A 26,931-nucleotide genomic window follows, 5' to 3' on the forward strand; every position below is an offset into this window, starting at 1 on the left:
CCGAAATGTGGTCGGTACGGCGCCGGAAGATATCCGGTCGCGGTGTGCTGCGAAGCGGGTGTCAGAGACCCAGCAGCTTCTTCACGCGACGGACGTCGGCAGCCGCGACGACCTCCGTGCCGTCCAGACGACGAGTCCGGCGAGTCGACTTGTGCTCGAGCAGGTGGCGACGGTTCGCCTGCTGACGCAGCAGCTTGCCTTTACCCGACACCTTGAATCGCTTCGAGGCGCCGCTGTGGCTCTTCATCTTCGGCATGGATTCCTCTATCTGTCTCGTGCCGGTGGTCCTCGCGGACCACCGGTTCTGTCGGTATTACTGCGGCGCGGCCGGCGGGGCCTGTTCCGCGGCGGGTGCGACGGCAGCAGGTGCGGGTGCGGCGGGCTGCGCGGGCGCAGTCGGCTGCGGTCGCGGAGCCGTCGACTCCTGCTGGGCCTTCACCCGCGTCTTCGCACCCTTGTGGGGCGCGAGGACCATGGTCATATTGCGACCGTCCTGCTTGGCAGAGGTCTCGACGAAACCCAGTTCGGCGACGTCGGAGGCGAGGCGCTGCAACAACCGGAAACCCAGTTCGGGACGCGACTGCTCGCGACCGCGGAACATGATCGTCACCTTGACCTTGGACCCGGCATCGAGGAAGCGAACGACGTTGCGCTTCTTGGTCTCGTAGTCGTGGTCATCGATCTTGGGGCGGAGCTTCTGCTCCTTGATCACGGTCTGCACTTGGTTCTTCCGAGACTCACGCGCCTTCTGCGCTGTCTCGTACTTGAACTTGCCGTAGTCCATGATCTTGCAGACCGGTGGACGGGCATCCGGGGCCACCTCGACGAGGTCGAGGTCGGCTTCGAGGGCGACGCGTAATGCATCTTCAACACGCACGATCCCAACCTGTTCGCCGCCAGGCCCGATGAGTCGGACTTCGGGAACACGGATGCGATCGTTGATGCGGGTCTCAGTGCTGATGGGGCCTCCTAGGTCAAACGGTGTCGTCGGACGACCGCGTGCAATAACTGCAACCCCTTGTTCAACACAAAAGCCCCGCGGTGATATTTCCACCACGAGGCCCGAGTCGACCGATCATCGACGCACGAATAACGCTCACGTCGACCTCCGTGCGCGAAAATGCTCTCCGCACGAAGAACCCGACCTCTCGCGAGGCGGGCGACCGGACCGTGTGACCTGTACGATTACTCGTCGGCAACGGTGGGAGTCGGGCTCCACTTATCAGCCCCGAGGCAAGCCCGAGGCGGTCGTCGGCGAGAAGTCTAACATTGCCGAACGCTATCGCCGAATCGTGCCTGGTGGGCACTCTCCGACCGGGGCCACCACCTGCGACGACGGCGATCGGCGCGCCAACACACCGGAGGGCGCTCGCCTAGCCTTCTCCCCATGACTGAACAGCCGGACACCGTTCGCGATCTCGCCGATATCCCCGCGGTGGAGGTCATCAGCCGGGCGGCCGTGATGCTGATGAGCTCGGCGGCCGAGAAGCTCGGACTGGCCGACGAGGATCCGGACACCAGCCCCCGCCGCGATCTCGACGAGGCCCGACGCGTCATCACCGCGCTCGCGGGCCTGGTCACCGCCTCGGTCGAATACCTCGGTCCGCACGCCGGCCCGATCCGCGACGGACTGCAATCCTTGCAGCGCGCTTTCCGCGACACCTCGGCGCACCCGGACGAACCGGGCAAGGGTCCGGGCGAGAAGTACACCGGCCCGGTCTACTGACCCGTTCGCCCGTTCCCCGACAGCTTTCGTACAGAACTGCGTTCCGTAAGTACAATTCGGGACGTGACTGCCGCATCGACACCCGAGAGCTGGGATCTACCCGTCAGCGAGGCCAGAGAGCGCTTCGCCGAGGTCATCGCGGCCGCCGAGGCCGGCACGGTCGTACACCTGACCAGGCACGGACGCCGGGTGGCCGCAGTCGTACCGGAGCCGATGGCCGAAGCCGCGGACAGTCAGGTCCGCGCGCTGTCGAAAGGTTTCGCCGACAAGCACCGGAGTCTGCTCGATCGACTCGCCGAATGACCGAGCCGCCGATCTACTACCTGACGATGGCCGACCTCCGCGCGGTCGCCTCCGACGCGGCGGGCGATTACGCACTACGCGACCCCGGTCTGCTCGCATCGGCCGCGGCGAGATCGCAGGCCACGGTCTTCGGCGCCGACGCCTACCCCACGCTGTGGGAGAAAGCGGCGGCGTTGCTGCACTCGATCGCGAGTAATCATCCGCTGATCGACGGGAACAAGCGGCTGGCGATCGTCGCGGCGGTCGTCTTCTTGGCGCGCAACGGAATCGACGTCGACCACCTGAACGAGGACCGTGCCTACGACCTCATGATCGCCGTGGCGAAAAGCGAATTGGCCGAGGTGGCGGATATCGCGAGTGCGCTGGTCGGGATGTTCGACCGCGAGTGATGACCGCTCGGGCGGCGGTACTCCGCTCCGGGCGGCGGGGCGGTCCGCGGACGTGAGCGCACCGATCCCGAAACGGCCGGGCGGCATGTCGGCCGGATGCGGCATGCTGACTGTATGGGTACTCGAATTCTGCTCGTCCCCGGATTCTGGCTCGGTGCGTGGGCGTGGGACGAGGTCGCCGAGGAGCTGCGGGGGCGGGGGCACGATGTGTGCGCGCTGACGTTGCCGGGGCTCGATCCCGAGGACGAATCCCGATTCGACGCGACATTGGAGCAGCAGGCGCGGGCGATCGTCGAGGCTATCGATCCGGCCGAAAAGGCTGTGCTGGTGGCACATTCGGGTGGCGCGGTGCCGGTGTACCTGGCGACGGATCTCGTGCCGGAGCGGATCGGCCACGCGATCTATGTGGACAGCGCGCCGATTCCGAACGGTTTCGTGCTGCGCGACGATCTGGGGTCGGCGCGGGAATTCGAATTGCCGTCGTGGGCGGAATTGGAGGCCGAGGGCAACAGCCTGACCGGCCTGGACGATATCGCGCTGGCGCGGTTCAGGGAGAGGGCCGTCTCGCAGCCCGCGAGAATCGCGGGATCACCGTTGCGGATGAGTGATTCGATCGCGCGCCTCGCCGTGCCGACGACGGTCGTGTGCACGAGTATCGCGGCGGAATTGGTGCGGCAGTTGAGCACCAGTGGGGAAGCCCCGATTTTCAGCGAATTGCCGCGTGTCGCGGCGGATTTGATGGATCTGCCGACCGGGCACTGGCCGATGTGGTCGGAACCGAAAAGGTTGGCGGAGGTGATTCATTCGGTTGCTTAGGGCGACCGGCCGCACCGGACACTCACGCCGATTTCCGACAGGATTCCGGCATTCGCGGGCGAGATCGTCCGCCCGGGCCGGGGCGTGGTGACAGGGTCGGCCGCGCGCCGACCCTGTCATGCACTCACGTCCCGGGTGTCACCGAGATGGATGAGCCCGTGGCGATCGCATTGGCGAGAGCGGCGAAAAGGGCGCTGAAGCCCGCGCTTCCGGTGTCCATGATCTGATTCCTTTCGTCGGTCGCTCAGGCGCCCGGTGTGTAGTTGATGGACGAGCCCGTGGCGAGAAATCCGAGGATCAGGGCGACCAACGCGGCGATATCGACGCCTTCCATGCAATTCCTTTCTTCACACCGGATTCGGCCCGTCGGCAGGTGCCGCGAACGCGCCCGATCCGGCTCACGTATCTGTACTGTTCGGTCACATCCGAACAGGTGAGCCGAATCTTACACACGGATGTTTCACTTTTTCGCCGGTTTCGGACTGTGACCGAGCGCACCCCTCTGAACAGCACGAAACCCGGTGGGGCCGCTCGCGCGTGGCACCCACCGGGTCGGGTGAAAAGACTCAGCGCAGCGCGGCCGCCTTGCGAGCCAGACGTTTGGCGGCCGCGGGCTCGGCAGCCGCCTTCTTGGCCGCCGCCACCTTGGTGCCCGCGGCCTTGGCGGTCGCGGAGGTTCCGGGGGTCGCGGTCTTGGCCGCGGACGCCTTCTTCGCCACTTTCTTGGCGGGCGCTTTCTTCGACGCGGGCGGGGCCGCCAGGACGTCCTTCAGGAACTGGCCGGTGTAGCTGTCGGCGACGGCGGCCACATCCTCCGGCGATCCCTCCGCGACCAGGGTGCCGCCGCCGGAACCACCTTCGGGGCCCATATCGATCACCCAGTCCGAGGTCTTGATGACATCGAGATTGTGCTCGATGACGATCACCGTATTGCCCTTGTCGACCAAGCCGTTGATCACCAGGAGCAGTTTGCGGATGTCCTCGAAATGCAGACCCGTCGTCGGCTCGTCGAGAATGTAGACGGTGCGCCCGGTGGAACGTTTCTGGAGCTCGGCGGCCAGTTTGACGCGCTGCGCCTCACCGCCGGACAGCGTGGGCGCGCTCTGCCCGAGACGCACGTAACCGAGGCCGACGTCGACCAGCGTCTTGAGGTAGCGGTGGATCGAGGTGACCGGCTCGAAGAAATCGGCGGCCTCGTCGATCGGCATGTCCAGCACCTCGGCGATGGTCTTGCCCTTGTAGTGCACTTCGAGGGTTTCCCGGTTGTACCTGGCGCCCTGGCACACCTCGCACGGCACGTAGACATCCGGCAGGAAGTTCATCTCGATCTTCAAGGTGCCGTCGCCCGAACACGCCTCGCAGCGACCGCCCTTGACGTTGAACGAGAAACGTCCCGGCTGGTAGCCACGCACCTTCGCCTCGGTGGTCGCCGCGAACAGGGTGCGGATCTTAGCGAAGACGCCGGTGTAGGTGGCCGGGTTGGAACGCGGCGTGCGCCCGATCGGCGACTGGTCGACCTGAACCAGTTTGTCCAGATGATCCAGCCCGTTGACCCGCGTGTGCCGACCCGGTACCTGCCGCGCGCCGTTGAGTTTGTTCGCCAGCACGGTCGCCAGGATGTCGTTGACGAGTGTCGACTTCCCCGAGCCCGAGACGCCGGTGACGGAGGTGACGACGCCGAGCGGGAACGACACGTCGATATTCTTCAGATTGTGCTCGGTCGCGCCGACGACGGTGAGCCTGCGCTTCTTGTCGATCGGACGCCGCACCATCGGCACCTCGATCCGCTCGCGGCCCGAAAGATACGCGCCGGTCAGCGAATTCGGGTCGGTGAGCAGATCCTGATAGGTGCCGCTGTGCACCACCCGGCCGCCGTGCTCGCCCGCGAGCGGACCGATGTCGACCACCCAGTCCGAGGCCCGGATGGTGTCCTCGTCGTGTTCGACGACGATCAGCGTATTGCCGAGATTGCGCAGCCGGGTGAGGGTTTCGATGAGTCGGCGGTTGTCGCGCTGGTGCAGGCCGATGGACGGTTCATCGAGCACGTACAGGACACCTACGAGGCCGGAGCCGATCTGGGTGGCGAGCCGGATCCGCTGCGCCTCGCCGCCGGACAGGGTGGCGGCGGCACGCGAGAGCGACAGGTACTGCAACCCCACGTCGAGCAGGAAGCCCAGCCGTGCCTGCACCTCCTTGAGCACCTGACCCGCGATCGCGGTCTCGCGCTCCCCCAGGGTCAGCGACCCGAGGAATTCCGCGCAATCCGCGATGGACAGTTCACTGACGTCGGCGATGGATTTACGGTCGCCGCCCGAATTGATGGTGACGGCGAGAATCTCCGGGCGCAGCCGCGCGCCGTCGCAGACCGGGCACGGCACATCACGCATGTACCCGTCGTAATGCTCTTTCATCTGCTCGGATTCGGTGTTCTCCATGCGCCGCTGCAGGAACGGCATCACGCCCTCGAAATCGGCGTAGTACGACCGCTTCCGTCCGTAGCGATTGGTGTAGGAGACGTGCACCTGGTCCGAACTGCCCTCGAGTACGGCCTTGCGCGCCTTGAGCGGCAATTCCTCCCACGGGGTGTCCATCGAGAATCCGACGGCCTCGGCCAGACCGGAGAGCAGGCGGGTGAAATATTCGGCGGTCTGTCCGCGCGACCACGGCGCGATGGCGCCCTCGCTCAGGCTCAGTTCGGTGTCCGGCACCACCAGATCCGGATCGACCTCCTTGCGGATGCCGAGGCCGGTGCAGTCCGGGCAGGCGCCGTAGGGCGAGTTGAAGGAGAACGACCGGGGTTCGAGATCCTCGATATCGAGCGGATGGCCGTTCGGGCAGGCCAGGCGTTCGGAGAAACGGCGCTCGCGATCGTGCGCGTGCTCGTCGCGGTCGACGAAATCCAGCACGACGATGCCGTCGGCCAGGCGCAGCGCCGTCTCGATCGAGTCGGTGAGCCGCTGCTTGGAGTTCGGTTTGACGGCGAGCCGGTCGACGACCACCTCGACGTCGTGCTTCTCCTGTTTCTTCAGCTTCGGCGGATCGGTGAGGGGATAGACGACGCCGTCGACCCGCACGCGCGAATAGCCCTGCGTGTTCAACTGGTCGAACAGGTCGACGAATTCGCCCTTGCGGGTGCGCACGACCGGCGCGAGCACCTGGAATTTGATGCCCTCCTCCATGGCGAGCACCTGGTCGACGATCTGCTGCGGCGTCTGCTTCTCGATCAGCTCGTGGCAGACCGGGCAGTGCGGGGTGCCCGCGCGCGCGTAGAGCAGACGTAGATAGTCGTAGACCTCGGTGATGGTGCCGACCGTGGAGCGAGGATTGCGATTGGTCGATTTCTGGTCGATGGACACCGCGGGCGAGAGACCCTCGATGAAGTCGACGTCCGGCTTGTCCATCTGCCCGAGGAATTGCCTGGCGTAGGCCGACAGCGATTCCACATACCGGCGCTGGCCCTCGGCGAAGATGGTGTCGAAGGCGAGGCTGGATTTGCCGGAGCCGGACAGACCGGTGAACACGATGAGACTGTCGCGGGGCAGATCCAGGTCGACCCCCTTGAGGTTGTGCTCCCGAGCTCCGCGCACAGTGAGGCGTTCCGCCACCAGGTGAGTCCCTTCTCGATCGTGTCGGCGTTCGTATAAATCACGGTGTCCGGGCGGGTCACCGACCCACCCGGCGGCACCCGGACCCCACCCCGCCGTGATGCTAGCCCCGACCACCGACAAGTTTCGTCGACCGTGGCCTCCGCTCCCCCGACCAGCGCCGTACCGGCCACGCGGAGTCCGATTCCGCGCCGAGGCGTCGCGAGTCGTGCCCGCATCCACAGTATCCTTCCCGCTCCTCGACCGTCGGCCGCCGTTCGCTCGAGTTATAGCCTCCGCACATCGAATGTGAGCATTGCCATGACCACTCGCCCGCTCGGGCGAAAGGCCGGGCGGACGCGGTCGGCACCCGACCGGACGCACACCGGCCGTCGGACGTACCGACCGGCCCGGATGAAACGGGCGAGCGCGCGGTGTGATGATCCAATTACCTACTACGCCAACAGCTTCGATACGATGACCACTTCGACCGGGTCGACCGATGGCCGTCGACGGCCCGAAACAGACTGCGACGCCGACATTCCCACCGCCCTGCCGATTCCGCCGTATCCAATCGGGGACGAGGGCTACGGTTATCCCAGGGGGATATCGGCAGCAGGCCCGGCGAGGTCGTCCGCCCGGGGTGAGCCGACGTCCGAGAACGCTGGGAGGCGAGCGTGATCAAGGTGTTCCTGGTCGATGACCACGAGATAGTGCGGCGTGGGCTGATCGACCTGCTGAACAGCGATCCCGAACTCAGTGTGATCGGCGAGGCGGGCGATGTCGCCCAGGCCATGACCGGAATCCCCCGCGTGCGCCCCGACGTCGCGGTTCTCGATGTGCGCCTGCCCGACGGCAACGGGATCGAACTGTGCCGGGACCTGCTCGCGGGCATAGAGGGATTGCACTGCCTGATCCTCACCTCCTACACCGACGAACACGCGATGCTCGACGCGATTCTGGCCGGGGCCAGCGGTTATGTGGTGAAGAACATCAAAGGTATGGAGTTGGCCGAGGCCATCAAAGTGGTCGGTTCGGGCCGCTCGCTGCTCGATACCCGTGCGGCGGCCGCGCTGCGGGCGCGGTTGCGCAGCAGTACCGAGAACGACGGCCCGCTGGCGGGGCTCACCGAACAGGAACGCCGACTGCTCGCCCTGCTCGGCGAGGGCCTGACCAACCGGCAGATCGCCGCGCGCATGTTCCTGGCGGAGAAGACGGTGAAGAACTACGTCTCGCGGCTGCTCGCCAAACTCGGCATGGAACGGCGCACCCAGGCCGCCGTACTGGCGTCCCGGCTGCGCGAATCCTGAGGCGTCCGCCGATCAGGCGGGCGCCACCACCGTCAGGTCGCCGTCGTAGCGGCGGTACAGCAGTTTGCCGCGGCCGGTCCGCTCGTCGGTGAAGAACAGGAACGCCAGGCCCGACCGGCACAGCCAGGTCGACGCCTCGTCCTCGGTGAGGGTCGGCGTCGGATCGGGACGCACCATCACCGGCAGCGAATGCGTGGTGAGGGGCTGGTCGGCGGGCGGAGCCGGGGTGATCGTCGCCCGCTGCCGCGCCAGCGCGATGCCCTCCGAACCGTTCCAGTGCACGACGGCGTCCTCGCCGGTCTGGGAGTCGGTGAACAGATACGAGTCGTAGTCCATCGCGTCCATCACCGAGGCGGCCTCGGTCGGGGTGCCGGTGAGCAGCGCGCATTCCTTGCGGCGCACGATCGGGCGACGTTCGGTCACCCTGGCCAGCGGCGGGCGGGCCGGGTCCGGCCACGACCGCGATTCGTGCGAGACCAGGCGGCTGATCTGGCGGTCCAGGCGCTCGACGGCGAAGGTGACCGCGAATCCGCGCGGACCTGTCACTTGGACGCGGGTCGGGGTATCGTGCATCCGGATGTTGGCCTGCACGACGGTCGGCTGATCGAGATCATCGGGTGCGGTCACTCGCACCCTGGCTGGTACGTCGAGGTGATGACGGCGCAGTACGCGGCCGATGGCGCGTACCGCTCTCGTGACATCGGCGGGGGGAACCGCACCGCGGGTGGTGACCGCGAGGTCCGGGTCCGCCGCGGTGGTCCACTGCTCCGACAGGTACAACGGCTGCGACGAATTCATAGGACACCTCTGCTATCTAATCCTCCGGTCCGCTCATCCCACCGCGACGACGCCGTCGCGTACAGGGCCGAAAGTCCCTGATCCGGGAATTAGACTGAACCGAGCGCAGCAAATTGCGTTTCCGCGAGGGGGATCCAGATGACCGACGACAGCGCAGGCGACCTGTACTCGGTGCGCGACACGCTGTCCCAGCTGCGATTGCGCGAATTGCTCAGCGAGGTCAAGGAACGCGTCGAGCTGATCATCGATTCCCGTGACCGGATGGACGGCCTCGTCGAAGCGATGCTCACCGTCACCTCCGGCCTCGATCTGGACGACACGCTGCGCGCCATCGTCCGCACCGCGACGAGTCTGGTCGACGCGCGATACGGCGCGCTCGCGGTCCGCGGGCACGACCAGCAGGTGACCCAGTTCATCGACGAGGGCATGGACGACGGGACACGCCAGAAGATCGGCAGGCCGCCCGTCGGACTCGGCGTGCTCGGCGCGGTATTCGACGTGTCCAAACCGCTGCGCCTGGACGACCTGACCGAACATCCCTCCTCGATCGGCCTGCCGCCGGGACATCCGCCGATGCACACCTTTCTCGGTGTGCCCGTTCGGATCCGCGACGAGGTGTTCGGGGCGCTGTATCTCACCGAGAAGGCGGGCGGGCAGCCGTTCACCGAGGACGACGACGTGCTGGTGCGGGCGCTGGCCTCGGCCGCGGGTATCGCGGTCGACAACGCCAGGCTCTACGAATCGGCGCGCACGAGACAGGCCTGGATCGAGGCGACCCGCGATATCGCGACCGAATTCCTCGCGGGCACCGAACCGGACCGGGTGCTGGCCCAGGTGGTCGATCACGCGCGCACGCTGACCGGATCCCATCGCGCCTTCCTGGCGGGAGCCACCGGCAAACAGACCGAGGGAAGCGACGACCTGCTGCTCAGCCAATGGTCGGGACCGAGCGCGGGACACGAGGGCAGGCCGGTGCCGACCGAGGGGACGGCCCTGGGCGAGGCGCTCGCCGGCCGGGTTCCGCTGCGCTTCGACGACGCCGCGCGGATCGATCTCGGTGTCACGATCGAGGATCTCGGCCCCGCGTTGATCCTGCCGCTGTGCACGCCGGATTCGACCCTCGGCGTTCTGGTCACGGTCCGGCCCGCGGGCTCACCGCCCTACACCGACGAACTCGTCGAGCTGACCGCGGCGTTCACCGATCAGGCCGCACTGGCCCTGCGGCTGGCGGGAACCCAGCGGCGGGTACGGGAACTCGACCTGCTCGCCGACCGCGACCGCATCGCGCGCGATCTGCACGACCACGTCATCCAGCGGCTGTTCGCCATCGGGCTCACCCTGCAGGGCGCGGTGCCGAAGGCGGTGGTTCCCGAAGTGCGGCAACGACTTACGACGGTGGTCAACGAATTGCAGGAGGTGGTGCAGGAAATCCGCACCTCGATCTTCGACCTGCACGGCGGCGACGGCGACGGCACGCGCCTGCAACACCGCATCGAACAGGCGGTCCGGCAACAGACCACCGACGCGCCGTTGCACGCGACGGTCCAGGTGACCGGGCCGCTGTCGGTGGTCGAGGCCGAATTGGCCGATCACGCCGAGGCGGTGGTGCGCGAGGCGCTCAGCAACGCGGTCCGCCATTCCGGCGCGGACACGGTCGGGGTGGAGATCAGCGTCGACGACAATCTGACGATCGTCGTCACCGACAACGGCTGGGGTATCCCGAATCACGTGATCCGCAGCGGCCTGCGCAATCTGGAACAGCGGGCCGAGAAATCACACGGCGAATTCGTCATCGGTCCCGCGGGCGCCACCGAAGGCCCTGCGGGCGATACCGACAGCGAGGCCGCGATGCCGGGCACCCGGCTGTGCTGGTCGGTTCCGCTGCCGACCGCGTGATCAGCGCGCCGGACCGAGCACGACCATCGAATTGTGCCCGCCCATGCCGAGGGAGAGTTTGGCGGTGATACCGCCCGCGAAGGGGGTCGTACCGTCGAGCAGACGCCCGTAGGCGGGCGCGACGACGGGCGCCGCGGGCACCACGCCTCGTTCGTAACCCAGTGCGGCGGCGGCGATCTCGACGGCGGCGGCCGCGCCCTGGCAGTGTCCGGTCAGCGGTTTGATCGCGTACACCTCGGGGCGGTCGGCGAACATCCGCGCCAGCAGATCGCGTTCCGCCTTGTCGCACTGCGCGGTGCCGGTGCCGTGGGCGTTGAAGTACCGGACGTCCTCGGGGGTGATTCCGGCATCGCGCAGCGCGCGTCGGGCGCATTCGAAGATCTGTTCGTGCGTCGGCTCGACCGAGACCACGTGATAGGCGTCGTTGGACATCCCGCCGCCGAGCACCGCCGCGTACGGACGTTCGACCCTGCGGCTCAGCACGAAGGCCACCGACGCCTCCGCCATCGTGAAGCCGCGGCTGCCCTGCTGGAACGGGCGGGTGGCATCGAGCGGCTCGCTGTCGATCACCGCCGCGCCGAGTCGGACGAAATGGTCGACGAGGTCGGGTGTCGCGGACATATCGGTCGCGACACAAATGACATCGTCGGCGATTCCGCTGTCGATCCACAGTTGGGCGGTGATGAGTGCGACATTGGCCGAACTGCACGCGGCCGAGATGTTCATCGACGGCCCGTGGAACCCGTATTCCTGCATGAGCACCGAAACCGGCGTCGAGGGTAGTAGTCGGAGGAAATCACGGGGCCGGCGGCGGCCGCCGTCGACCAGGTAGAAATCGCGCCAGTTCACCACGTCGCCGAGCACGATCGCGTGCAACAGCCCCACCGTGCGGCCCGCGCGCCAGCCCCGGTCGGTGGCGTCGGTGATCGCCTCGCGCGCCGACTCGTGCACGGCACGCCCGTAGCGACTGCTGCTGACGGCGTGATCGCCGCCGTCGGGCACCAACGCCACCCAGGCGTCTTCGTCGCCGTCGCTCCCGTATCCGGATTCGAGGGTGGCCGCGGGTTTGGCGCTCATCAGACCGCGCCACAGCGCTTCGCGCCCCCAGCCGTATCCGGTGACGGCCCCTATCCCGGCGATCGTCATATGATCGCGAGAGTGCTCTACGGTGGTCGAAGTGGCGCTCGACATGGCATCGCTCCTCCGCCGGTCCGCGGGCCGGACGCACCTCGGCCAGGGGCCCGGAAAGTCCGGCTTTCTGTAATGATCACCGAGGGCGCACAATGGAATGCCCACGACATGATCGAAGCAAGACAGAAGTCGGTGTGATCTTGTACACGTCGATACCAGCAATATCCCGTGTTCCAATGGCCATGAATCGGTCGACGATCGGGGGTTCCGAGTGGGTGAGGACAGGGCGGCGAACAGCTCGGCGGATGCCGAGCAGCTGGCCCAGCGGTACCGGTCCCTGGTCGAGCACACCCCGGACGGGATCTGTGTGCACGAGGACGGCGTGGTCGTCTATGTCAACCGGGCTACCGTGCGATTACTCGCGGCCGAGGACGCCGACGAGCTGATCGGTCAGCCGCTCACCCGCTTCGTCCACCCCGATTCCGTGTCGGCCATGCTCGAGCGCATCGACAGTCTCGAGGACGAGGGGTCCGCGTCCAAACCCACCGAGATGGCACTGTTGCGCCTGGACGGGCGCACCGTTCAGGTCGAGACCGTCTCCGTGCGCACGCCGTGGTTCGATCGGCTGGCCTACCAGGTCGTCATCCACGATCTGACCGCCCAGCGCACCGCCGAGGCAGCCCAGCGCAAGGCCGAACAGCATTTCACCACTGTCGTCTCCCAACTGGAGGAGGGCGTGGTGGTGATCGACCGCAACGGGCGGATCGAATCCGCCAATCCCGCCGCGCTCAGGATCTTCGGCAGCAATCCGCGCACCGGGGATCTGACCGGCTCGACCATCGATGATCTGCCCCTGGTGTTGCTCGACGCCAACGCCAAACCGCTGCCGACCGCGCGCCATCCGGTGGCGCGCACGCTGGCGACCGGCGAGACCATCACCGGTTACGTCTTCGGCGTCGACCGCGAGGACGGGCAGCGGCGCTGGCTCTCCGGGAGCAGCCGATTGCTCAATCCGGGCGATCCACACTCGGCGGCCGTCTCCTCCTTCGCCGATATCACCGAATTCCGCGCCAGCCGCAGGCAGCTCGAGTACCAGGCAACCCACGATTCGCTGACCGGACTGGCCAACCGCTCGCTGATCCTGGCTCAGCTGGCCGGAGCGCTCGCGGGCAGCGAGGATCTCCCGGTCTCGACGGTGCTCTTCATCGACCTGGACGATTTCAAGGTCATCAACGACACCCTGGGCCACGCCATCGGCGATACCGTGTTGCAGATCGTGGCGCAGCGCCTGCAACGCGCGCTGCGGGCCGAGGACCTGGTCGGACGGCTGGGCGGCGACGAATTCCTGGTACTGCTTTCCGGCGCGCCCCGCACGGTCGATCTCGACTCGCTCGTGGAACGGGTGCGCTCGAAGATGTCGGAACCGATCATCGCGCGCGGGCATCGCATCGAGGTGAACGCCTCCATCGGGGTCACCGCGCTGTCCTCGGAAGAGCACCGCACGCCGGAGGCGGTCCTGCACGACGCCGATCTGGCCATGTACCGGGCCAAGACCAACCGCGACGACGCACTCGGCGCGACCCGCCTGCCGAACAGCACCCACGCTTCCTAGGCTCGACGCCATGATCATCGAACACGTCCTGCTGCCCGTCCGGCCGGACCGCGCCGCGGAATTCGAGGCGACCTTCGCGCGGGCACGCCTGATCATCGAGTCCATGCCAGGCTTCCGCACATTGTCGCTGTCACGCTGTGTCGAGACGCCGGGGACGTATCTGCTGCTCGTCGAATGGGACACGCTGCGCGATCACGTCGACGGCTTTCGCGGATCGCCGGAATACGAGAAGTGGTCCCGATTGCTGCACCATTTCTACGATCCCTTCCCCACCGTGCGCCACTTCGAACCGGTCCTGGCTTCCGGGGTTCCACCTGCGGTTGCGGCGAGCGTGCCGGAAGCACAGTAGACTCGACAACTCTGTTTTCACTCGCGCGCGAGCCACAACCTTTTCGCGCGCTGCCCGGCTCATCGCGGTGACAAGGAGTTCAGTTTTGCCCGACCGCCTCACCCAGGACCGTGCCGAGCCCGACGGCGCTCCCGAGCGGAACCGCGACCTGCAGATCGCACAGGAGCAGGCCTACCTGTCCGTGTTGTACGACCGACTCGACGGCATGCGCGAATACGCCAAGAACCGGCTCAAGGCCGTGCTGCTCGAAACCGGCGGCACGCCGCAGGCCCGCACCGAGCGGGAATCGTTCAGTCAGCTCTACAACGAGGACCTGTCCAAATACGACGCCGCCGAGCACGGGCTGTGTTTCGGTCGCATCGACTTGGAAGCCACTGCGGCCGATTCCGCTGATGTGACCGATTCGGTCGCCGCCGGGGACGGGGAGACCCGCTATATCGGCAGGCTCGGCATCCTCGACGAGAAGGACGACTACGAGACCCTGCTGCTCGACTGGCGCGCCCCGCTGGCCCGCCCGTTCTACCTCGCCACCACGGCCACCCCCGACGGGGTGATCCGGCGCAGGCATATCCGATCGCGCAACCGCAAGGTGACCGCGATCAACGACGAATACCTGGATCTCGACGCGGCGAGGCGGGCCGGGACGGCCGAGGGCGACGGCGGTGTCGGCAGCGAGAGCGCCCTGCTCGCGGCGCTGAACGCGGCCCGCACCGGCCATATGAACGACATCGTCGAGACGATCCAGACCGAGCAGGACGCGATCATCCGCTCCGAGCACAAGAGCGTGCTCGTCGTCCAGGGCGGACCGGGCACCGGCAAGACCGCGGTGGCCCTGCACCGCGCGGCCTACCTGCTCTACACCTATCGCCAGCAACTGGCCAAGAGCGGCGTGCTCATCATCGGTCCCAACGCCACCTTCCTCGACTACATCGGGCAGGTGCTGCCCTCGCTGGGCGAGACGGGTGTGCTCCTGTCCACCATCGGCGACCTGTACCCCGGGGTGAAGGCCACCCGCGAGGATTCCCTGCGGGCGGGCGAGGTGAAGGGTTCGACGGCGATCCTGGAGGTGCTCAAACAGGCGGTGCGCGACCGTCAGGAGATTCCGGCCGACCCGATCCGGCTCGCCTTCGACGGCTATCCGGTGCTGCTGGACCGCAAGATCGCCACCAAGGCCAGGGGCCGGGCCAGATCCTCGCGGCGTCCGCACAACCTGGCGCGCCCGATCTTCGCGAGTTCGGTGATCGACGCGCTCACCGAACAGCTCGCCCAGACCATGGGCGCGGATCTGTCCGGCGGCCAGAGTCTGCTCAGCGGTACCGATCTCGCCGAGATCAGGGACGAGATGAAATCCGATCCCGCCGTGCAGGCGGCGATCGGACGGCTGTGGCCGATCCTCGCCCCGCAGGACGTCCTCGCCGACCTGTTCGCCGATCCGAAACGGCTGGATCGGGTGGCGTCCTCGCTCGACCCCGCCGATCGCGCGGAACTGGTCCGCGACGACGACGGCGAGTTCGGCGCCGCCGACGCGCCTCTGCTCGACGAACTCGCCGAACTGCTCGGCGTCGACGACACCGAGGATCGCGAACGGGCGCGGCGTCGCTGGCGTGCCCAATTGGCCGAGGCCCAGGACGCGCTCGATATCCTGACCGGTTCGGCCCCGCAGGATCTCGAGGACGAACTCGATCCCGAGATCCTGATGGCCTACGACCTGATCGACGCGAGTCAGCTCGCCGAGCGCCAGGACGTGCGGGCCAGGCAGACCACGGCCGAACGTGCCGCGGGCGACCGCACCTGGACCTACGGACATGTCATCGTCGACGAGGCACAGGAACTGTCGGAGATGGCGTGGCGCATGGTGATGCGGCGTATTCCGAACAGGTGGATCACCGTCGTCGGCGATGTTGCCCAGACCGGTGATCCCGCGGGTGCGTCGTCGTGGCAGTCGATGCTGGAACCGTATGTGGCACAACGCTGGAAGCTGACCGAGTTGACCGTCAACTACCGCACGCCCGCCGAGATCATGACGGTCGCCGCCGATGTGCTCGCCGCCATCGATCCCGGTACCGCCGTACCGCGTTCGGTGCGCGAATCGGGTAACGCGCCACGCGCGATCCGGGTCACCGCGGCCGAATTGCCCACCGTGCTGGCGGATTCGGTCGCCGCGGAGCCCGGGCCCGGCACCACGGCCGTCATCGCCCCGCACGACCTGGTTCCCGAATTGTCGGGGCTGGCCGCGGAATCGGTGCGGGTGCTGACCGTGCACGATGTGAAGGGCCTGGAATTCGACGGGGTGTATCTGGTGGAACCGCATCGGATACTCGACGAATCACCGCGCGGTCTCAACGATCTCTACGTCGCGCTGACCCGCGCCACCCAGCGGCTGACCGTGGTGCACTCCGAGGCGCTGCCGCCGGTGCTCGGCGCGCTGGCCTGACACGCGAAAGCCCCGCATCCGCACCGATGAACGGGCGGTATGCGGGGCTCGCGGATTCGCCGTCTAGCGGACGGTGTGCACGATCAGGACGTCCGAACGCGACTTGCGCGCCACATCGGAGGGCACCGACCCCAGCAGTCGTCCCGCCAGGGTGTTCAGGCCGCGGTTACCGACCACGAGCAGATCGGCCTGCACCTCCTTGACCAGGTCGAGCAGCGATTCGACGGGCTCGCCGACGATGGCGCGTTCGACGATCTCCTTCGCGCCCGCCGAGGTGGCGCGGTCGCGGGCGACCCGCAGGATCTCGCTGGTAGGAGCGGACCCGCGTACCTGGTACGCCTCGTCCTTGAGTACATCGGCGGCGGCGGCCACGTCGCGATCGTCGGTCGGGTAGAAGGCGCACGCGACGACGAGGGTCGCACCCGAGGCGCCGGCCAGCGAAGCGGCCTTTTCGACGGCGACGTACGACGAGTCCGAGCCATCGGTACCGACAACAATGGTCCGGTAGGCGGTCATGAGTCCTCCAACTATGTGGGTCGGGTGCCTGCAGCAGCGCTACCCGGACGAGTCGGGAGCACCGTTGCGGCGACTGCGCTCGACCATAGCGGCAAATCACCCCGAAATTTCACAAATCGCAGCACATCACACTCGGTGGCGTCGCGGCTTTCACACGCCCGGGTCACTCGACAGAATCCACGGGGCACGAACTACCAGGGCCGATTCAATTCCGCGGATCGAATTCTGTGACCCGTCACAAGTCGGGCGAACCAGGTTGCGGCCCTGGGATATTCATCACAGCGGGGTCTCGGCGACGCCGGCGCGCTACCGCCCCGGCGGAAAAACTTTGGCAGTAACTTCGTTACGCGATCGTACCGAATTCTTCGCGTATTCCAACGGCGGCATTCCGACTTCGGCGGTGAACTCCCGCGAGAAATGCGCCTGATCGAAGTAGCCCAGTTCGGCGGCGAGCGCGGCCAGGTCCTCGGTCCGGCCGCGGGCGAGCAGATCCGCGCCGTCCTGCAGCCGATACCTGCGCAGCACCCATTTCGGGCCCGCCCCCACGTAGCGACGGAACATCCGTTGCAGTGTGCGTACCGGGATCCCGAACCGGTCGGCGACCTGATCGACCCGCGTCAGCTCGAGATCACGCTCCATCGCGGCGACGACGCGCAGCACGAGCCGATAGGTCGGGTCGTCGGGACACGACCGCGTGCCGAAGAATTCCTCGACGATCGCCCGGCGTTCGGCATCGGATGATGCCTCCAGCACCCGATCGGTGAGCCCGGCCGCCTCGGGTATTACCTCGGCCAGTTCGACGGCGGAATCACGGAACGCGCCGACATCCAATCCGGTATAGGCGCCGAAACCACCCGCACGGAAACGGATGCCGAATGTCTCACCGAGTCCGCCGAGTTCGCGAATGTATTTGGTCGTGCCGACACCGTTGACGAATCCCCCGGTGCGGGTCTCGGTGCGCTCGAAAGTGATGTTCACACACGGATAGGAGAGCACCTCGGCGAAATACGGCGGGCGTCCGCGCAGATCCCAGCGCACCGACCAATACCACTCGATGAAGCGGTCGACCGACGGTCCCGCGGGCAGCCGCGCCAGCGTGCGGTGCCTGGCCTGCTCGACCGGGTGCAGGATCCCCTTGACGTCGTCCGCGCCCGGAACGCCCCCGACCCCGTCAGACACCGTGTCGCTTTCTTACAAGACCGCGCATCGACCGTCGAGCAGAGTTGTCCCCATGAGCGATACAGAGATTTCGACAGTGCGACCCATCCCCGATGGCTACCACTCGATCACCTGTTTCCTCGCTGTCCCCGACGGCAGGAAGGCGATCGAATTCTACGGCGCGGTCTTCGGCGCCGAGGTGATCAGCCGCAACGATATGCCCGACGGCCAACCCGCCCACGCCGAGCTGAAGATCGGCGATTCGATCCTGCAGATGGGTATGCCGATTCCGGACAACGGCGTGCTCGCCCCCAACGGCGAGTGGGTGCACACCTCGATGGTGCACTACTGCCCCGACGTGGACGCCGTCATCGAACGCGCCGTCGCGCACGGCGCGCGCAGCGCGGAACCGCCGCAGACCTTCGTCACCGGTGACCGCTACGGCGTCGTCATCGACCCGTTCGGTCATCGCTGGGCGGTGATGACCAGGGTCGAGGACGTCTCGCGTGAGGAGGCCGAGCGGCGCGTGAACGAATGGATGGCGACGCAGGTGTGATCGGGACCGGCCGGTGCTCAACTGAGCCCGGCCGCGTCCATGCCTCGCAGTTCCTTCTTCAGGTCCGAGATCTCGTCGCGGAGCCTGCCCGCCAGTTCGAACTGCAATTCCCTGGCCGCGTTCATCATCTGCGCGGTGAGTTCCTTGACCAGGTCGGCGAGTTCGGCGCGCGGCATCGACTTGATGTCGCGCCCCTCGTACACCCCGGCGCTGACCGCACGGCCCGGCTCGCCCTGGGCCCGTCTGCCGCGGCTGGCGTTGCGTCCCGATCCGCCGACCGCGACCTCGTCGTCGGCCTCCTGATATACCTGATCGAGGATGTCGGCGATCTTCTTGCGCAGCGGCTGCGGGTCGATGCCCCTCTCGGTGTTGTAGGCGACCTGTTTGGCCCGGCGCCGATCCGTCTCGTCGATGGCGTGACGCATCGAGTCGGTGATCTTGTCGGCGTACATGTGCACTTCGCCGGAGACGTTGCGGGCGGCGCGGCCGATGGTCTGGATCAGGCTGGTGCTGCTGCGCAGGAACCCCTCCTTGTCGGCGTCGAGAATCGCCACCAGCGACACCTCCGGCAGGTCGAGGCCCTCGCGCAGCAGGTTGATGCCGACCAGGACGTCGTATTCGCCCAACCGCAGCTGGCGGAGCAGTTCGACGCGGCGCAGGGTGTCGATCTCCGAGTGCAGGTACCGCACCCGGACGCCGAGGCCGAGCAGGTAATCGGTCAGATCCTCGGCCATCTTCTTGGTCAGGGTGGTGACGAGCACGCGCTCGTCGCGTTCGGTGCGCGCGCGGATCTCGTGCAGGAGATCATCGATCTGGCCCTTGGTCGGTTTCACGACCACCTTCGGATCGACCAGGCCGGTCGGGCGGATGACCTGCTCGACCACCTCGCCGCCCGCCTGCCCCAGCTCGTACGGGCCGGGCGTCGCCGACAGATAGACGGTCTGGCCGATGCGGTCGGCGAATTCCTCCCAGGTCAGCGGCCGGTTGTCGACGGCGGACGGCAGGCGGAAGCCGAAATCGACCAGATTCCGCTTCCGCGACATATCGCCCTCGTACATGCCGCCGATCTGCGGGACCGTGACATGGGATTCGTCGATGACGAGCAGGAAATCCTCGGGGAAATAGTCGATCAGCGTGGCGGGCGCCGTCCCGGGCCCGCGGCCGTCGATATGGCGCGAATAGTTCTCGATGCCGGAACAGAAACCGACCTGGCGGATCATCTCCAGGTCGTACTGGGTGCGCATCCGCAGGCGTTGCGCTTCGAGCAGTTTGCCCTGCCGTTCCAGTTCGGCCAGCCGCTCCTCCAACTCCCGCTCGATATCGCCGACCGCGCGTTCCATGCGCTCCTGGCCCGCGACGTAGTGGGTGGCGGGGAAGATGCGCAGCGTGTCCACCTGACGCACCACGTCGCCGGTGAGCGGGTGCAGGTAGTACAGCGCCTCGATCTCGTCACCGAAGAATTCGATGCGCACCGCGAGTTCCTCGTAGGACGGGATGATCTCGACGGTGTCGCCGCGCACCCGGAACGAGCCGCGTACGAAGGACATGTCGTTGCGGGTGTACTGCACGTCGACCAGCAGCCGCAGCAGCGCGTCGCGGTCGATCTCGGCGCCGACCTCGAGTTGCACGGACCGATCCAGATAGGACTGCGGTGTGCCCAGGCCGTAGATGCACGACACCGAGGCGACCACGACCACGTCACGCCGCGAGAGCAGACTCGATGTCGCCGAGTGACGCAGCCGCTCCACGTCGTCGTTGATCGAGCTGTCCTTCTCGATATAGGTATCGGTCTGGGCGATGTACGCCTCGGGTTGGTAGTAGTCGTAGTACGAGACGAAATACTCGACGGCGTTGTTGGGCAACATCTCCCGCAACTCGTTGGCCAACTGCGCGGCCAGCGTCTTGTTCGGCGCCATCAACAACGTCGGTCGCTGCAATTTCTCGATCAGCCACGCGGTGGTCGCCGATTTTCCCGTACCGGTCGCGCCGAGCAGGACCACATCGCGCTCCCCCGCCTCGATCCTGCGCTGCAACTCGGCGATGGCGGTGGGCTGATCACCCGCGGGCTTGTGGTCGCTGACGACCTGGAAGCGGCCGTCGGCACGCTCGATCACACCGACCGGACGGAACTCCGAATGCGCGAGCGGCGTCTCACCGTGGGCCCGGTCCTCGTAGCCCTCGGCCGGAATCTCGGTTGCGAATGCCATGTTCACCAGCGTAGGCGGACCCACCGACAGATTTCCCGGCATGTGCGCACCGCCGCAGTGCCCGTGTGGTCCCGACCACGGGGAATCGGCCGACGGCACCGGAGTCGGGCCGTACCCGCGACCGGCTGCCTGGAACGAGAGACGACTCACAGCGACGACGACGCGCCCCGCATGGTACGCCGCGAAACATACCGGGCGGCAACTCTATTCGGACCGCGACCGGATATTTCCGCACCGCACGCCGAGACCGTGCCGGGTGTAGCCTGATTGTTTACCGGACCTGCCGAAGGACTCGCCATGAGTGTTCTGGTTCCCCTGCTCGTCGCCGCACCGACGATGTCCGGAATAGCCGGCTATATGGCCCGTGATCTGCGGCGCGGCAGCGCCGAGCCGGCGCAGGCGCCACCGGGGAACCCGGTCCGCAGACCGCTCGTCGAATATTTCGACCTCGCGGACCTGACCTGCACCGACAGCAGGGGCTACATCACCTCGGTCGACCGCTGCCATCGGGAATCGTGGGGGTTGTACATCTCGCGCGCCGCCGACCGGCCCGAACGCCGTCACACCGAAACCTGGCTGCTGCCCGATCTCGGGATCAGGGCGACCAGGGAGCACACCCGCCCGGCCCGGTTCGGCAAACACGACTATCGGCTCGATATCGGCGAATTCTCCGAGGTCACGCCGAAACGATGGCGGGCGACCGACCTCTACCTCGACGTCGTCGTACGTCAGGGCAAGCCCGCCGAACTGCACGGCGCCGAGCAACTGCTCGCGGCGCACGCGGCCGGTTTCCTCGACGCCGCGGGGGCCCGGCGGGCCTTCGACCGGGCCACGAAGGTCGTGGACGGATGCGCGTCGCACGAGCACGACCTCGAGCAGTGGCTCGCCTCGGAGGGCATCGTGCTGACCTGGATGTAGCCGTCTCCACCGCCCGGTCGAGCCCTGTCCGACTCGACGCCGGGCGGTACACCGGTAGATTCTGAGGACATGACACAGGCACCAACAGTGGACGTGCACCGGCCCAAGGTCGAGTACTTCGATCTCGAGAGCCTGACCAATACCGACCCCAAGGGGTTCGTCCGGGCGGTCGAGCAGTACCACGTGGAATCGTGGGGCCTGTACATGGCACGGACCTCGGATCATCCGCAGTTCCACTACATCGAATCGTGGCTGCTGCCCGATCTGGGGCTGCGGGTGTCGATCTTCCACTACCACCCCGAACATCAGCGCGATCAGGACTACTACCTCGATATCGGCGAGTTCACCCGGGTGACCGACGAACGCTGGACCTCGGTGGACCACTACCTCGACATCGTGGTCCGCACCGGACGCGACACCGAATTGCTCGATGTGGACGAATTGCTGGCCGCCCACACCGCGGGACTGCTCGGAGCGGCCGAATCCCAGGCGGCGATCGAACGTGCCGCCACCGCGATCGACGGCATCGCGGCCAACGGCTATTCGCTGGAGCGCTGGATGGAATCGCTCGGCATCACACTGACCTGGAAGTAGTTCTCGACCTCCTGCGGCCACCCTTGACAACCAGCTCCGTCGGGTGCAGCATTTAACCATCCAGTTAATTATCTAGGTGGTTAAATAGAGGCCATGACGGGCGACGAACTCAGCAGAACCTTCGCGGCACTCGCGGATCCGACCAGGCGGGCGATCCTCGCGCGTCTGGCCGAGGGCGAGGCCACCGTGACCGAACTCGCGGAACCGTTCGCGATGAGCCTGCCCGCCATCTCCAAACATCTGAAGGTCCTCGAACGCGCCGGACTCATCACCCGCGGGCAACACGCGCAGTGGCGCCCGTGCCGGTTGGAGGCAGCCCCGCTGGGCACGGCCACCGACTGGCTGGACCGATACCGGCAGTTCTGGGACGGCCGCTTCGACCGCCTGGACGAACATCTGCGCCGCATACAGCACAAGGAGAGCGACCGGTGACCGCATCGACCGAACTGCCCCAGGGCGATATCCGCCTGTTGGAGACCGATACCGCACGGCGGCTGCTCGCGGCGAATCTGCCCGCCCGCCTGGCCTTCACCGCCGCCGACGGCACCCCGAGAGTGCTGCCGATCAATTTCTGGTGGAACGGATCGGAATTGATCATGGCCGGTTTCGCGCCGTCGAAGAAAGCGCGAATGCTGCGCAGGCACCCCGACGTCGCGATCACGATCGACACCGAATCCGCGCCACCGGAGGTTCTGCTGATACGCGGCCGGGCGGAAATTCACGAAATCGACGGATTGGCACCGGAGTACGCGCTGGCGATGAACAAGGGCGGCGACGAGGCCGCCGCCGAACGGCTCGAATTCCTGCGCGCGATGGCGCCGCGCATGGAACGAATCGTCGTGCGCCCCACCTGGGTCGGCGTCATGGATTTCCGGAATCGCTTCCCCTCCGGCGCCCCCGACTGGATGAAGGGCGCGTAGCGCCACACCTCACGGACCGCACCGAGTACATGAATCCACCACGCCGAGAGGATTTTTCGTTATGAGCGACCGAGAATTCACCATAGTCCGCACCTTCGACGCGCCCCGCGAGCTGGTGTTCGAGGCCTGGCTCGATCCCGACCAACTGGGGCTGTGGGCCGGTCCGCACGGGTTCTCGACACCGCGCGACACCATCGTCGTCGAGCCGCGCGTCGGTGGCCGCTACGACTCGGTCATGGTCTCCGACACCGACGGCGCCCGCTATCCGAGCGCGGGCGTGTTCCGCGAGATCGTCGCACCGGAACGCCTGGTCTTCACCTGGGGTGATCCGACGGGTGACGGCAGCGCCGACAGCGAATCCGTCGCCACGGTGACCTTCGCCGAAACCGAGGCGAACAAGACCACCATGACCTTCCACCTGCTCGCCCCCGGACCGCTCGCCCCGGAGGACGGCGCGCGGGAGGGTTGGGGCCAGAGCCTGGACCGGCTGGTCGCGCTGCTGCGACAGCGCGCGGTCACTCAGTCCGCCGCGCCGCGAATCCGCTCGTAGACGTCGTCGAACCACGGCTCCTTCACCGCGTAGTACGCCTCGGCCGCGGCCTCTCCGGAACTGTCGGCCGCCGCCGCTTCGGCCTTCCGCTTCACGGTGAGGTATTCCGACCGCACGTCGGCGTCGGCGCGCAGCCGGTCACGGAATGCCAGGGCGAACTCCGCCCCCGGTGATCCTTCGACGCGAAGATGGACGTTGGCGGGTCGTCCCGGATCGGCGCTGCCGTGCACGCGCTTGGCCCAGAGCGCGGTATCGGTGCCCGCGGGATCGGCCCCGGTCGGCTTCGGGTTGTCGTGTGCCAGGTGCGATTCGACCGGAAAACCCGCCGCTCCCAGCGCATCTCGCAATCCGTCGGCGGCCGCGAGATCCGCGACGGTGATCTGGATGTCGATGACATCCTTGGCGGGCAGATCCGGTACGGCGGTCGATCCGATGTGGTCGATCCGGATCGCGGCCGACCCGCAGGCCGCCGCGAGCCGGGCGATCAGCCGCTGCGCCTGGGCCGCCCATTCCGGATCGGCGGGAACCAGCCGCAGTTCCCGCGCCGCGACCGTTCCGGCACGCAGATTACGTTCGAACGGCACCAGTCGCCGCTCCCACAGCCGATGCACCACCGGCTCGATCGCACCGGGCTCGCCGCTGTTGTCGAGCAGCACATCGGCGACGGCGTGACGCTGTTCATCGGTGGCCTGTGCCGAAATCCTGGCCCGCGCATCGGCTTCGGGAACCCCCCGGAATTCGACGAGTCGGCGAATTCGAGTTTCCGCGTCGACGTCGACCACCAATACCAGATGGAGATACGGCGCCATTCCGCTCTCGACCAGCAGCGGAATATCCTGCACCAGAATCGCGTCGGATTCCGCCGCGTCGATCAATTCCTTGGTGCGCATTCCGACCAGGGGATGAGTTATCGAATTCAGTTTCTTCCTGGATTCTTCGTCGGCGAATGCGCGAGCTGCGAGCGCGGGCCGATCCAGGCTGCCGTCCGCCGCCAGGATCTCCGGTCCGAACGCCTGCGCCAACGCCGCGAGGCCCTCGGTGCCGGGCGCGACGACCTCGCGCGCGATGGCGTCGGCATCGATGACCACCGCGCCCCGTTCGGCCAGGATCCGCGCCACCGTCGACTTACCCGCTCCCATGCCTCCGGTGAGGCCGATCCGCAACATGCCCACAGTCTCGCATTCGCGATTCCCCGCACCGCCGACCACCCGCGTGCCGACGCCGCTCCCGCGGTGACGCGAGTGGCGCGCTCCGAAGCGCGTGATTACCCATCGCGGATCCCGAATTCACCTCCACTCGCCGGTTTTGCCCGATCCGTGATGACGCCGAGACCGATTCGCAACATTTCCGGCCCACCCTCACACCCGCGCGTCGAACTTCCGACACGCCGAGGCAATTACTCGCGCAAAATACTCTGCGGCGCCCTTTTTGTCGGCTAATCTTCGCCGTGGCGATCCAGGCCAGAACCAGCTAGCAAAGGAAACTCATTGGGCACCAGAATCAACCAGTCGGGTCGCCACCGCCTGGGAATGGCGGGAGGCGTGCACTGCATCCAGATCCCCGCTGTCGCGGCCGCGCTCGCCGAGCACCGCCGCTCATGGTTCACCGCTTTGATCAGTCCGGCACGGCACAGTTTCGCGGCCATGCGAAAACGTCCAGCTTTCGCATCCGTGCGCTGGGTTCCCGCCACCGCCGGCTGACCTCTCCTTCGGGCAGTGGCCCCACCCGCTCCGGGTCGGGCCACTGTCGCATGTCCGGGGTGTGTCATACCAGCCCACTCGGGCTCCGGCGCGCACCCGGCCGCTGCTCCGGCATCGCGTTGGGCGGAACCGGGTAGGGGATGCCGAGATTCGCGGTGCCGAGCGCGATATTGGGACCGCACTGCGCCGCGGCCGCACCGATTCGCGGTCCGGGATCGGTCAGTACCGGGGACGCCGGATCCGGCGCGGTACCGAAGTCGAAAGCCGATGTCATATCCCCCGTGACGCCACGTCGCCACGCCGTCAGATTCGGCACCTCGACACCGAACCTGGTTTCGAGCAGACGTAACTGCGAGGTGTGGTCGAACGTCTCCGAGGCGACGAGGCCGCCGCGACTGTAGGGCGAGATGACAAGGCCGGGAACGCGATAGCCCAGTCCGATCGGCCCCGCGATACCCGCCGACGACGACACCCGATCCAACGGAACCGTCAGGAACTCCCCCGGCGTTCCCGGTGGCGCGGTCGGCGGGGTGACGTGGTCGAAGAACCCACCGTTCTCGTCATAGCTCACGATGAGCGCGGTCTTCTCCCACACCGCCGGATTCGAGGTGAGGATGTCGAGCAGTTGGACGATGCCGAAAGCGCCGAACGCGGCGGGCAGCGCGGGATGTTCGCAGGTGAGCACGGACGGAACCACCCAGGAGACGGCGGGCAGCCGGTCGGCGGCGACATCGGCCTGGAAATCGTTCGGGTACGTCGGGGCCGTTCCCCGCCGCGCGAGTTCCGAATTCGGGTCCGAGGACTGGGTGAAACAGCCGATCATCCCGTCCAGCAGCACCGAGGCGAGCGGACCGAAGTCGCGATTGTTGTAGATCTTCCAGTCCACGCCCGCCTCGGACAGGTTCTCCGGGTAGGTCCGCCAGCTGTAGGCATGACGCGGGAGCAGCAGCGGCGTTTCGACCAGCGGACCGCCCGCGGTGCCGTCGGGGTCGATGGTCGCGCCGATCCAGTACAGCCGGTTCGGGTCGGTGGGGCCCAGGACCGAGCAGTGGTAGTTGTCGCACAGGGTGAACGCATCCGCGAGTTCGTGATGGATCGGAATATCTTCTCGCAGGTAGTAACCCATGGCGGCGGGGGCGTTGGCCGGTCCCACGCTGTCGATCGACATCGGCATCCACCGGTCGTTCGCGCCGCCGTTCCACGCCCGGTGCATGCCGCCCCAGCTGTGGTCGGGATCGTTGACGCATTCGCCGTCCAGTGTGGGCCCGCGCGTGGTGTCGAGACGGAACGGATTCACGAAACCGTCCGGGGCGGGACCGATTCCGGGCGTCCACCCGTACTGCTGCCAGGCGGTGGACGCCTCGCCGAAACCGCGCACGCCGGAGAACGCGCCGAAATAGTGGTCGAAGGAACGGTTCTCCTGCATCAGCAGGACGAAATGCTCGATATCGCCCAGCCCGCCCT

General features: G+C 67.0%; 26 protein-coding genes. 16 read left to right on the plus strand and 10 right to left on the minus strand.

Annotated elements, in window-relative coordinates:
• Positions 1–61: 61 nt before the first annotated feature.
• Together rpmI and infC are read right to left on the minus strand one after the other, a co-directional pair.
• Complete coding sequence (gene rpmI, locus JZ792_RS15415) at positions 62–256, minus strand: 50S ribosomal protein L35 (RefSeq protein ID WP_109529891.1); 195 nt, start codon at positions 254–256, stop codon at positions 62–64.
• A gap of 57 nt (positions 257–313) precedes the next feature.
• On the minus strand, positions 314–1,006 hold the full coding sequence (infC, locus tag JZ792_RS15420; RefSeq protein WP_109529953.1) for a translation initiation factor IF-3: 693 nt from the start codon (positions 1,004–1,006) through the stop codon (positions 314–316).
• A gap of 381 nt (positions 1,007–1,387) precedes the next feature.
• Between infC and JZ792_RS15425 the strand changes: the two genes are divergently transcribed.
• The 4 genes from JZ792_RS15425 (at position 1,388) to JZ792_RS15440 (ending at position 3,234) form a co-directional block, all read left to right on the plus strand.
• Positions 1,388–1,726 carry a DUF1844 domain-containing protein gene (locus JZ792_RS15425; protein WP_216911156.1) on the plus strand — a complete coding sequence of 113 codons (339 nt, stop codon included), beginning with the start codon at positions 1,388–1,390 and terminating at the stop codon, positions 1,724–1,726.
• Positions 1,727–1,789: 63 nt separating this feature from the next.
• Positions 1,790–2,029: a type II toxin-antitoxin system Phd/YefM family antitoxin gene (locus JZ792_RS15430; RefSeq protein WP_216911157.1), complete on the plus strand. Its 240-nt coding sequence runs from the start codon at positions 1,790–1,792 to the stop codon at positions 2,027–2,029.
• Positions 2,026–2,418, plus strand: coding sequence for a type II toxin-antitoxin system death-on-curing family toxin (locus JZ792_RS15435; protein WP_216911158.1), 393 nt, complete (start codon positions 2,026–2,028; stop codon positions 2,416–2,418). The genes JZ792_RS15430 and JZ792_RS15435 overlap by 4 nt, the downstream gene beginning before the upstream one ends.
• Before the next feature lie 114 nt (positions 2,419–2,532).
• Positions 2,533–3,234: an alpha/beta fold hydrolase gene (locus JZ792_RS15440; protein WP_216911159.1), complete on the plus strand. Its 702-nt coding sequence runs from the start codon at positions 2,533–2,535 to the stop codon at positions 3,232–3,234.
• Between the two features lie 566 nt (positions 3,235–3,800).
• Here JZ792_RS15440 and uvrA read toward each other — a convergent pair.
• Positions 3,801–6,839: an excinuclease ABC subunit UvrA gene (gene uvrA / locus JZ792_RS15445; protein WP_216911160.1), complete on the minus strand. Its 3,039-nt coding sequence runs from the start codon at positions 6,837–6,839 to the stop codon at positions 3,801–3,803.
• Positions 6,840–7,495: 656 nt separating this feature from the next.
• On the opposite strand from uvrA, the gene JZ792_RS15450 reads away from it, so the two are divergent.
• Positions 7,496–8,128, plus strand: a complete 633-nt coding sequence (locus JZ792_RS15450) for a response regulator (protein ID WP_216911161.1) — start codon at positions 7,496–7,498, stop codon at positions 8,126–8,128.
• Positions 8,129–8,140: 12 nt separating this feature from the next.
• Here JZ792_RS15450 and JZ792_RS15455 read toward each other — a convergent pair whose 3' ends face one another.
• Complete coding sequence (locus tag JZ792_RS15455; protein WP_216911162.1) at positions 8,141–8,926, minus strand: sigma 54 modulation/S30EA ribosomal C-terminal domain-containing protein; 786 nt, start codon at positions 8,924–8,926, stop codon at positions 8,141–8,143.
• A gap of 138 nt (positions 8,927–9,064) precedes the next feature.
• On the opposite strand from JZ792_RS15455, the gene JZ792_RS15460 reads away from it, so the two are divergent.
• On the plus strand, positions 9,065–10,822 hold the full coding sequence (locus tag JZ792_RS15460) for a sensor histidine kinase (RefSeq protein WP_216911163.1): 1,758 nt from the start codon (positions 9,065–9,067) through the stop codon (positions 10,820–10,822).
• Here the strand turns inward: JZ792_RS15460 and JZ792_RS15465 are convergent, their stop codons facing one another.
• A complete protein-coding gene (locus JZ792_RS15465) occupies positions 10,823–12,013 on the minus strand; it encodes a beta-ketoacyl synthase N-terminal-like domain-containing protein (RefSeq protein WP_254189861.1) in 1,191 nt (396 codons plus the stop codon).
• A 211-nt stretch (positions 12,014–12,224) separates the two neighbouring features.
• Here JZ792_RS15465 and JZ792_RS15470 point away from each other — a divergent pair, with 211 nt between their 5' ends.
• The 3 genes from JZ792_RS15470 (at position 12,225) to JZ792_RS15480 (ending at position 16,348) form a co-directional block, all read left to right on the plus strand.
• The gene (locus tag JZ792_RS15470; protein ID WP_216911164.1) at positions 12,225–13,565 is read left to right on the plus strand and encodes a diguanylate cyclase domain-containing protein; all 1,341 of its coding nucleotides are present in this window, start codon (positions 12,225–12,227) and stop codon (positions 13,563–13,565) included.
• Positions 13,566–13,575: 10 nt separating this feature from the next.
• Positions 13,576–13,914, plus strand: a complete 339-nt coding sequence (locus tag JZ792_RS15475) for an antibiotic biosynthesis monooxygenase family protein (RefSeq protein ID WP_216911165.1) — start codon at positions 13,576–13,578, stop codon at positions 13,912–13,914.
• A gap of 85 nt (positions 13,915–13,999) precedes the next feature.
• Complete coding sequence (locus JZ792_RS15480) at positions 14,000–16,348, plus strand: HelD family protein (protein WP_216911166.1); 2,349 nt, start codon at positions 14,000–14,002, stop codon at positions 16,346–16,348.
• Positions 16,349–16,411: 63 nt separating this feature from the next.
• On the opposite strand, the gene JZ792_RS15485 is transcribed toward JZ792_RS15480, so the two are convergent.
• Together JZ792_RS15485 and JZ792_RS15490 are read right to left on the minus strand one after the other, a co-directional pair.
• Positions 16,412–16,864 (minus strand): universal stress protein, encoded by a 453-nt coding sequence (locus JZ792_RS15485; protein WP_216911167.1) that lies wholly within the window; start codon positions 16,862–16,864, stop codon positions 16,412–16,414.
• A 306-nt stretch (positions 16,865–17,170) separates the two neighbouring features.
• Complete coding sequence (locus JZ792_RS15490; protein WP_216911168.1) at positions 17,171–18,043, minus strand: helix-turn-helix domain-containing protein; 873 nt, start codon at positions 18,041–18,043, stop codon at positions 17,171–17,173.
• Between the two features lie 52 nt (positions 18,044–18,095).
• On the opposite strand from JZ792_RS15490, the gene JZ792_RS15495 reads away from it, so the two are divergent.
• Positions 18,096–18,578: a VOC family protein gene (locus JZ792_RS15495; protein WP_216911169.1), complete on the plus strand. Its 483-nt coding sequence runs from the start codon at positions 18,096–18,098 to the stop codon at positions 18,576–18,578.
• A 17-nt stretch (positions 18,579–18,595) separates the two neighbouring features.
• On the opposite strand, the gene uvrB is transcribed toward JZ792_RS15495, so the two are convergent.
• Positions 18,596–20,785, minus strand: coding sequence for an excinuclease ABC subunit UvrB (gene uvrB, locus JZ792_RS15500; RefSeq protein WP_254189862.1), 2,190 nt, complete (start codon positions 20,783–20,785; stop codon positions 18,596–18,598).
• A gap of 297 nt (positions 20,786–21,082) precedes the next feature.
• Between uvrB and JZ792_RS15505 the strand changes: the two genes are divergently transcribed.
• The 5 genes from JZ792_RS15505 (at position 21,083) to JZ792_RS15525 (ending at position 23,767) form a co-directional block, all read left to right on the plus strand.
• Positions 21,083–21,703, plus strand: coding sequence for a ribonuclease FAU-1 family protein (locus tag JZ792_RS15505; protein WP_216911170.1), 621 nt, complete (start codon positions 21,083–21,085; stop codon positions 21,701–21,703).
• 69 nt (positions 21,704–21,772) lie between these two features.
• On the plus strand, positions 21,773–22,297 hold the full coding sequence (locus tag JZ792_RS15510) for a ribonuclease FAU-1 family protein (RefSeq protein ID WP_216911171.1): 525 nt from the start codon (positions 21,773–21,775) through the stop codon (positions 22,295–22,297).
• A 93-nt stretch (positions 22,298–22,390) separates the two neighbouring features.
• Positions 22,391–22,729: an ArsR/SmtB family transcription factor gene (locus JZ792_RS15515; RefSeq protein ID WP_216911172.1), complete on the plus strand. Its 339-nt coding sequence runs from the start codon at positions 22,391–22,393 to the stop codon at positions 22,727–22,729.
• A complete protein-coding gene (locus tag JZ792_RS15520; RefSeq protein ID WP_216911173.1) occupies positions 22,726–23,217 on the plus strand; it encodes a pyridoxamine 5'-phosphate oxidase family protein in 492 nt (163 codons plus the stop codon). The genes JZ792_RS15515 and JZ792_RS15520 overlap by 4 nt, the downstream gene beginning before the upstream one ends.
• 61 nt (positions 23,218–23,278) lie before the next feature.
• A complete protein-coding gene (locus JZ792_RS15525) occupies positions 23,279–23,767 on the plus strand; it encodes an SRPBCC family protein (RefSeq protein ID WP_216911174.1) in 489 nt (162 codons plus the stop codon).
• Here JZ792_RS15525 and coaE read toward each other — a convergent pair.
• A complete protein-coding gene (coaE, locus tag JZ792_RS15530) occupies positions 23,737–24,933 on the minus strand; it encodes a dephospho-CoA kinase (protein WP_216911175.1) in 1,197 nt (398 codons plus the stop codon). The genes JZ792_RS15525 and coaE overlap by 31 nt on opposite strands.
• A gap of 321 nt (positions 24,934–25,254) precedes the next feature.
• Between coaE and JZ792_RS15535 the strand changes: the two genes are divergently transcribed.
• A complete protein-coding gene (locus JZ792_RS15535) occupies positions 25,255–25,467 on the plus strand; it encodes a hypothetical protein (protein WP_157978896.1) in 213 nt (70 codons plus the stop codon).
• Between the two features lie 64 nt (positions 25,468–25,531).
• Here JZ792_RS15535 and JZ792_RS15540 read toward each other — a convergent pair.
• A partial coding sequence (locus tag JZ792_RS15540) for a phospholipase C (protein WP_216911176.1) occupies positions 25,532–26,931 on the minus strand: 1,400 nt, incomplete at its 5' end.

Source organism: Nocardia noduli (assembly GCF_019038455.1).
GTDB lineage: Bacteria > Actinomycetota > Actinomycetes > Mycobacteriales > Mycobacteriaceae > Nocardia > Nocardia noduli.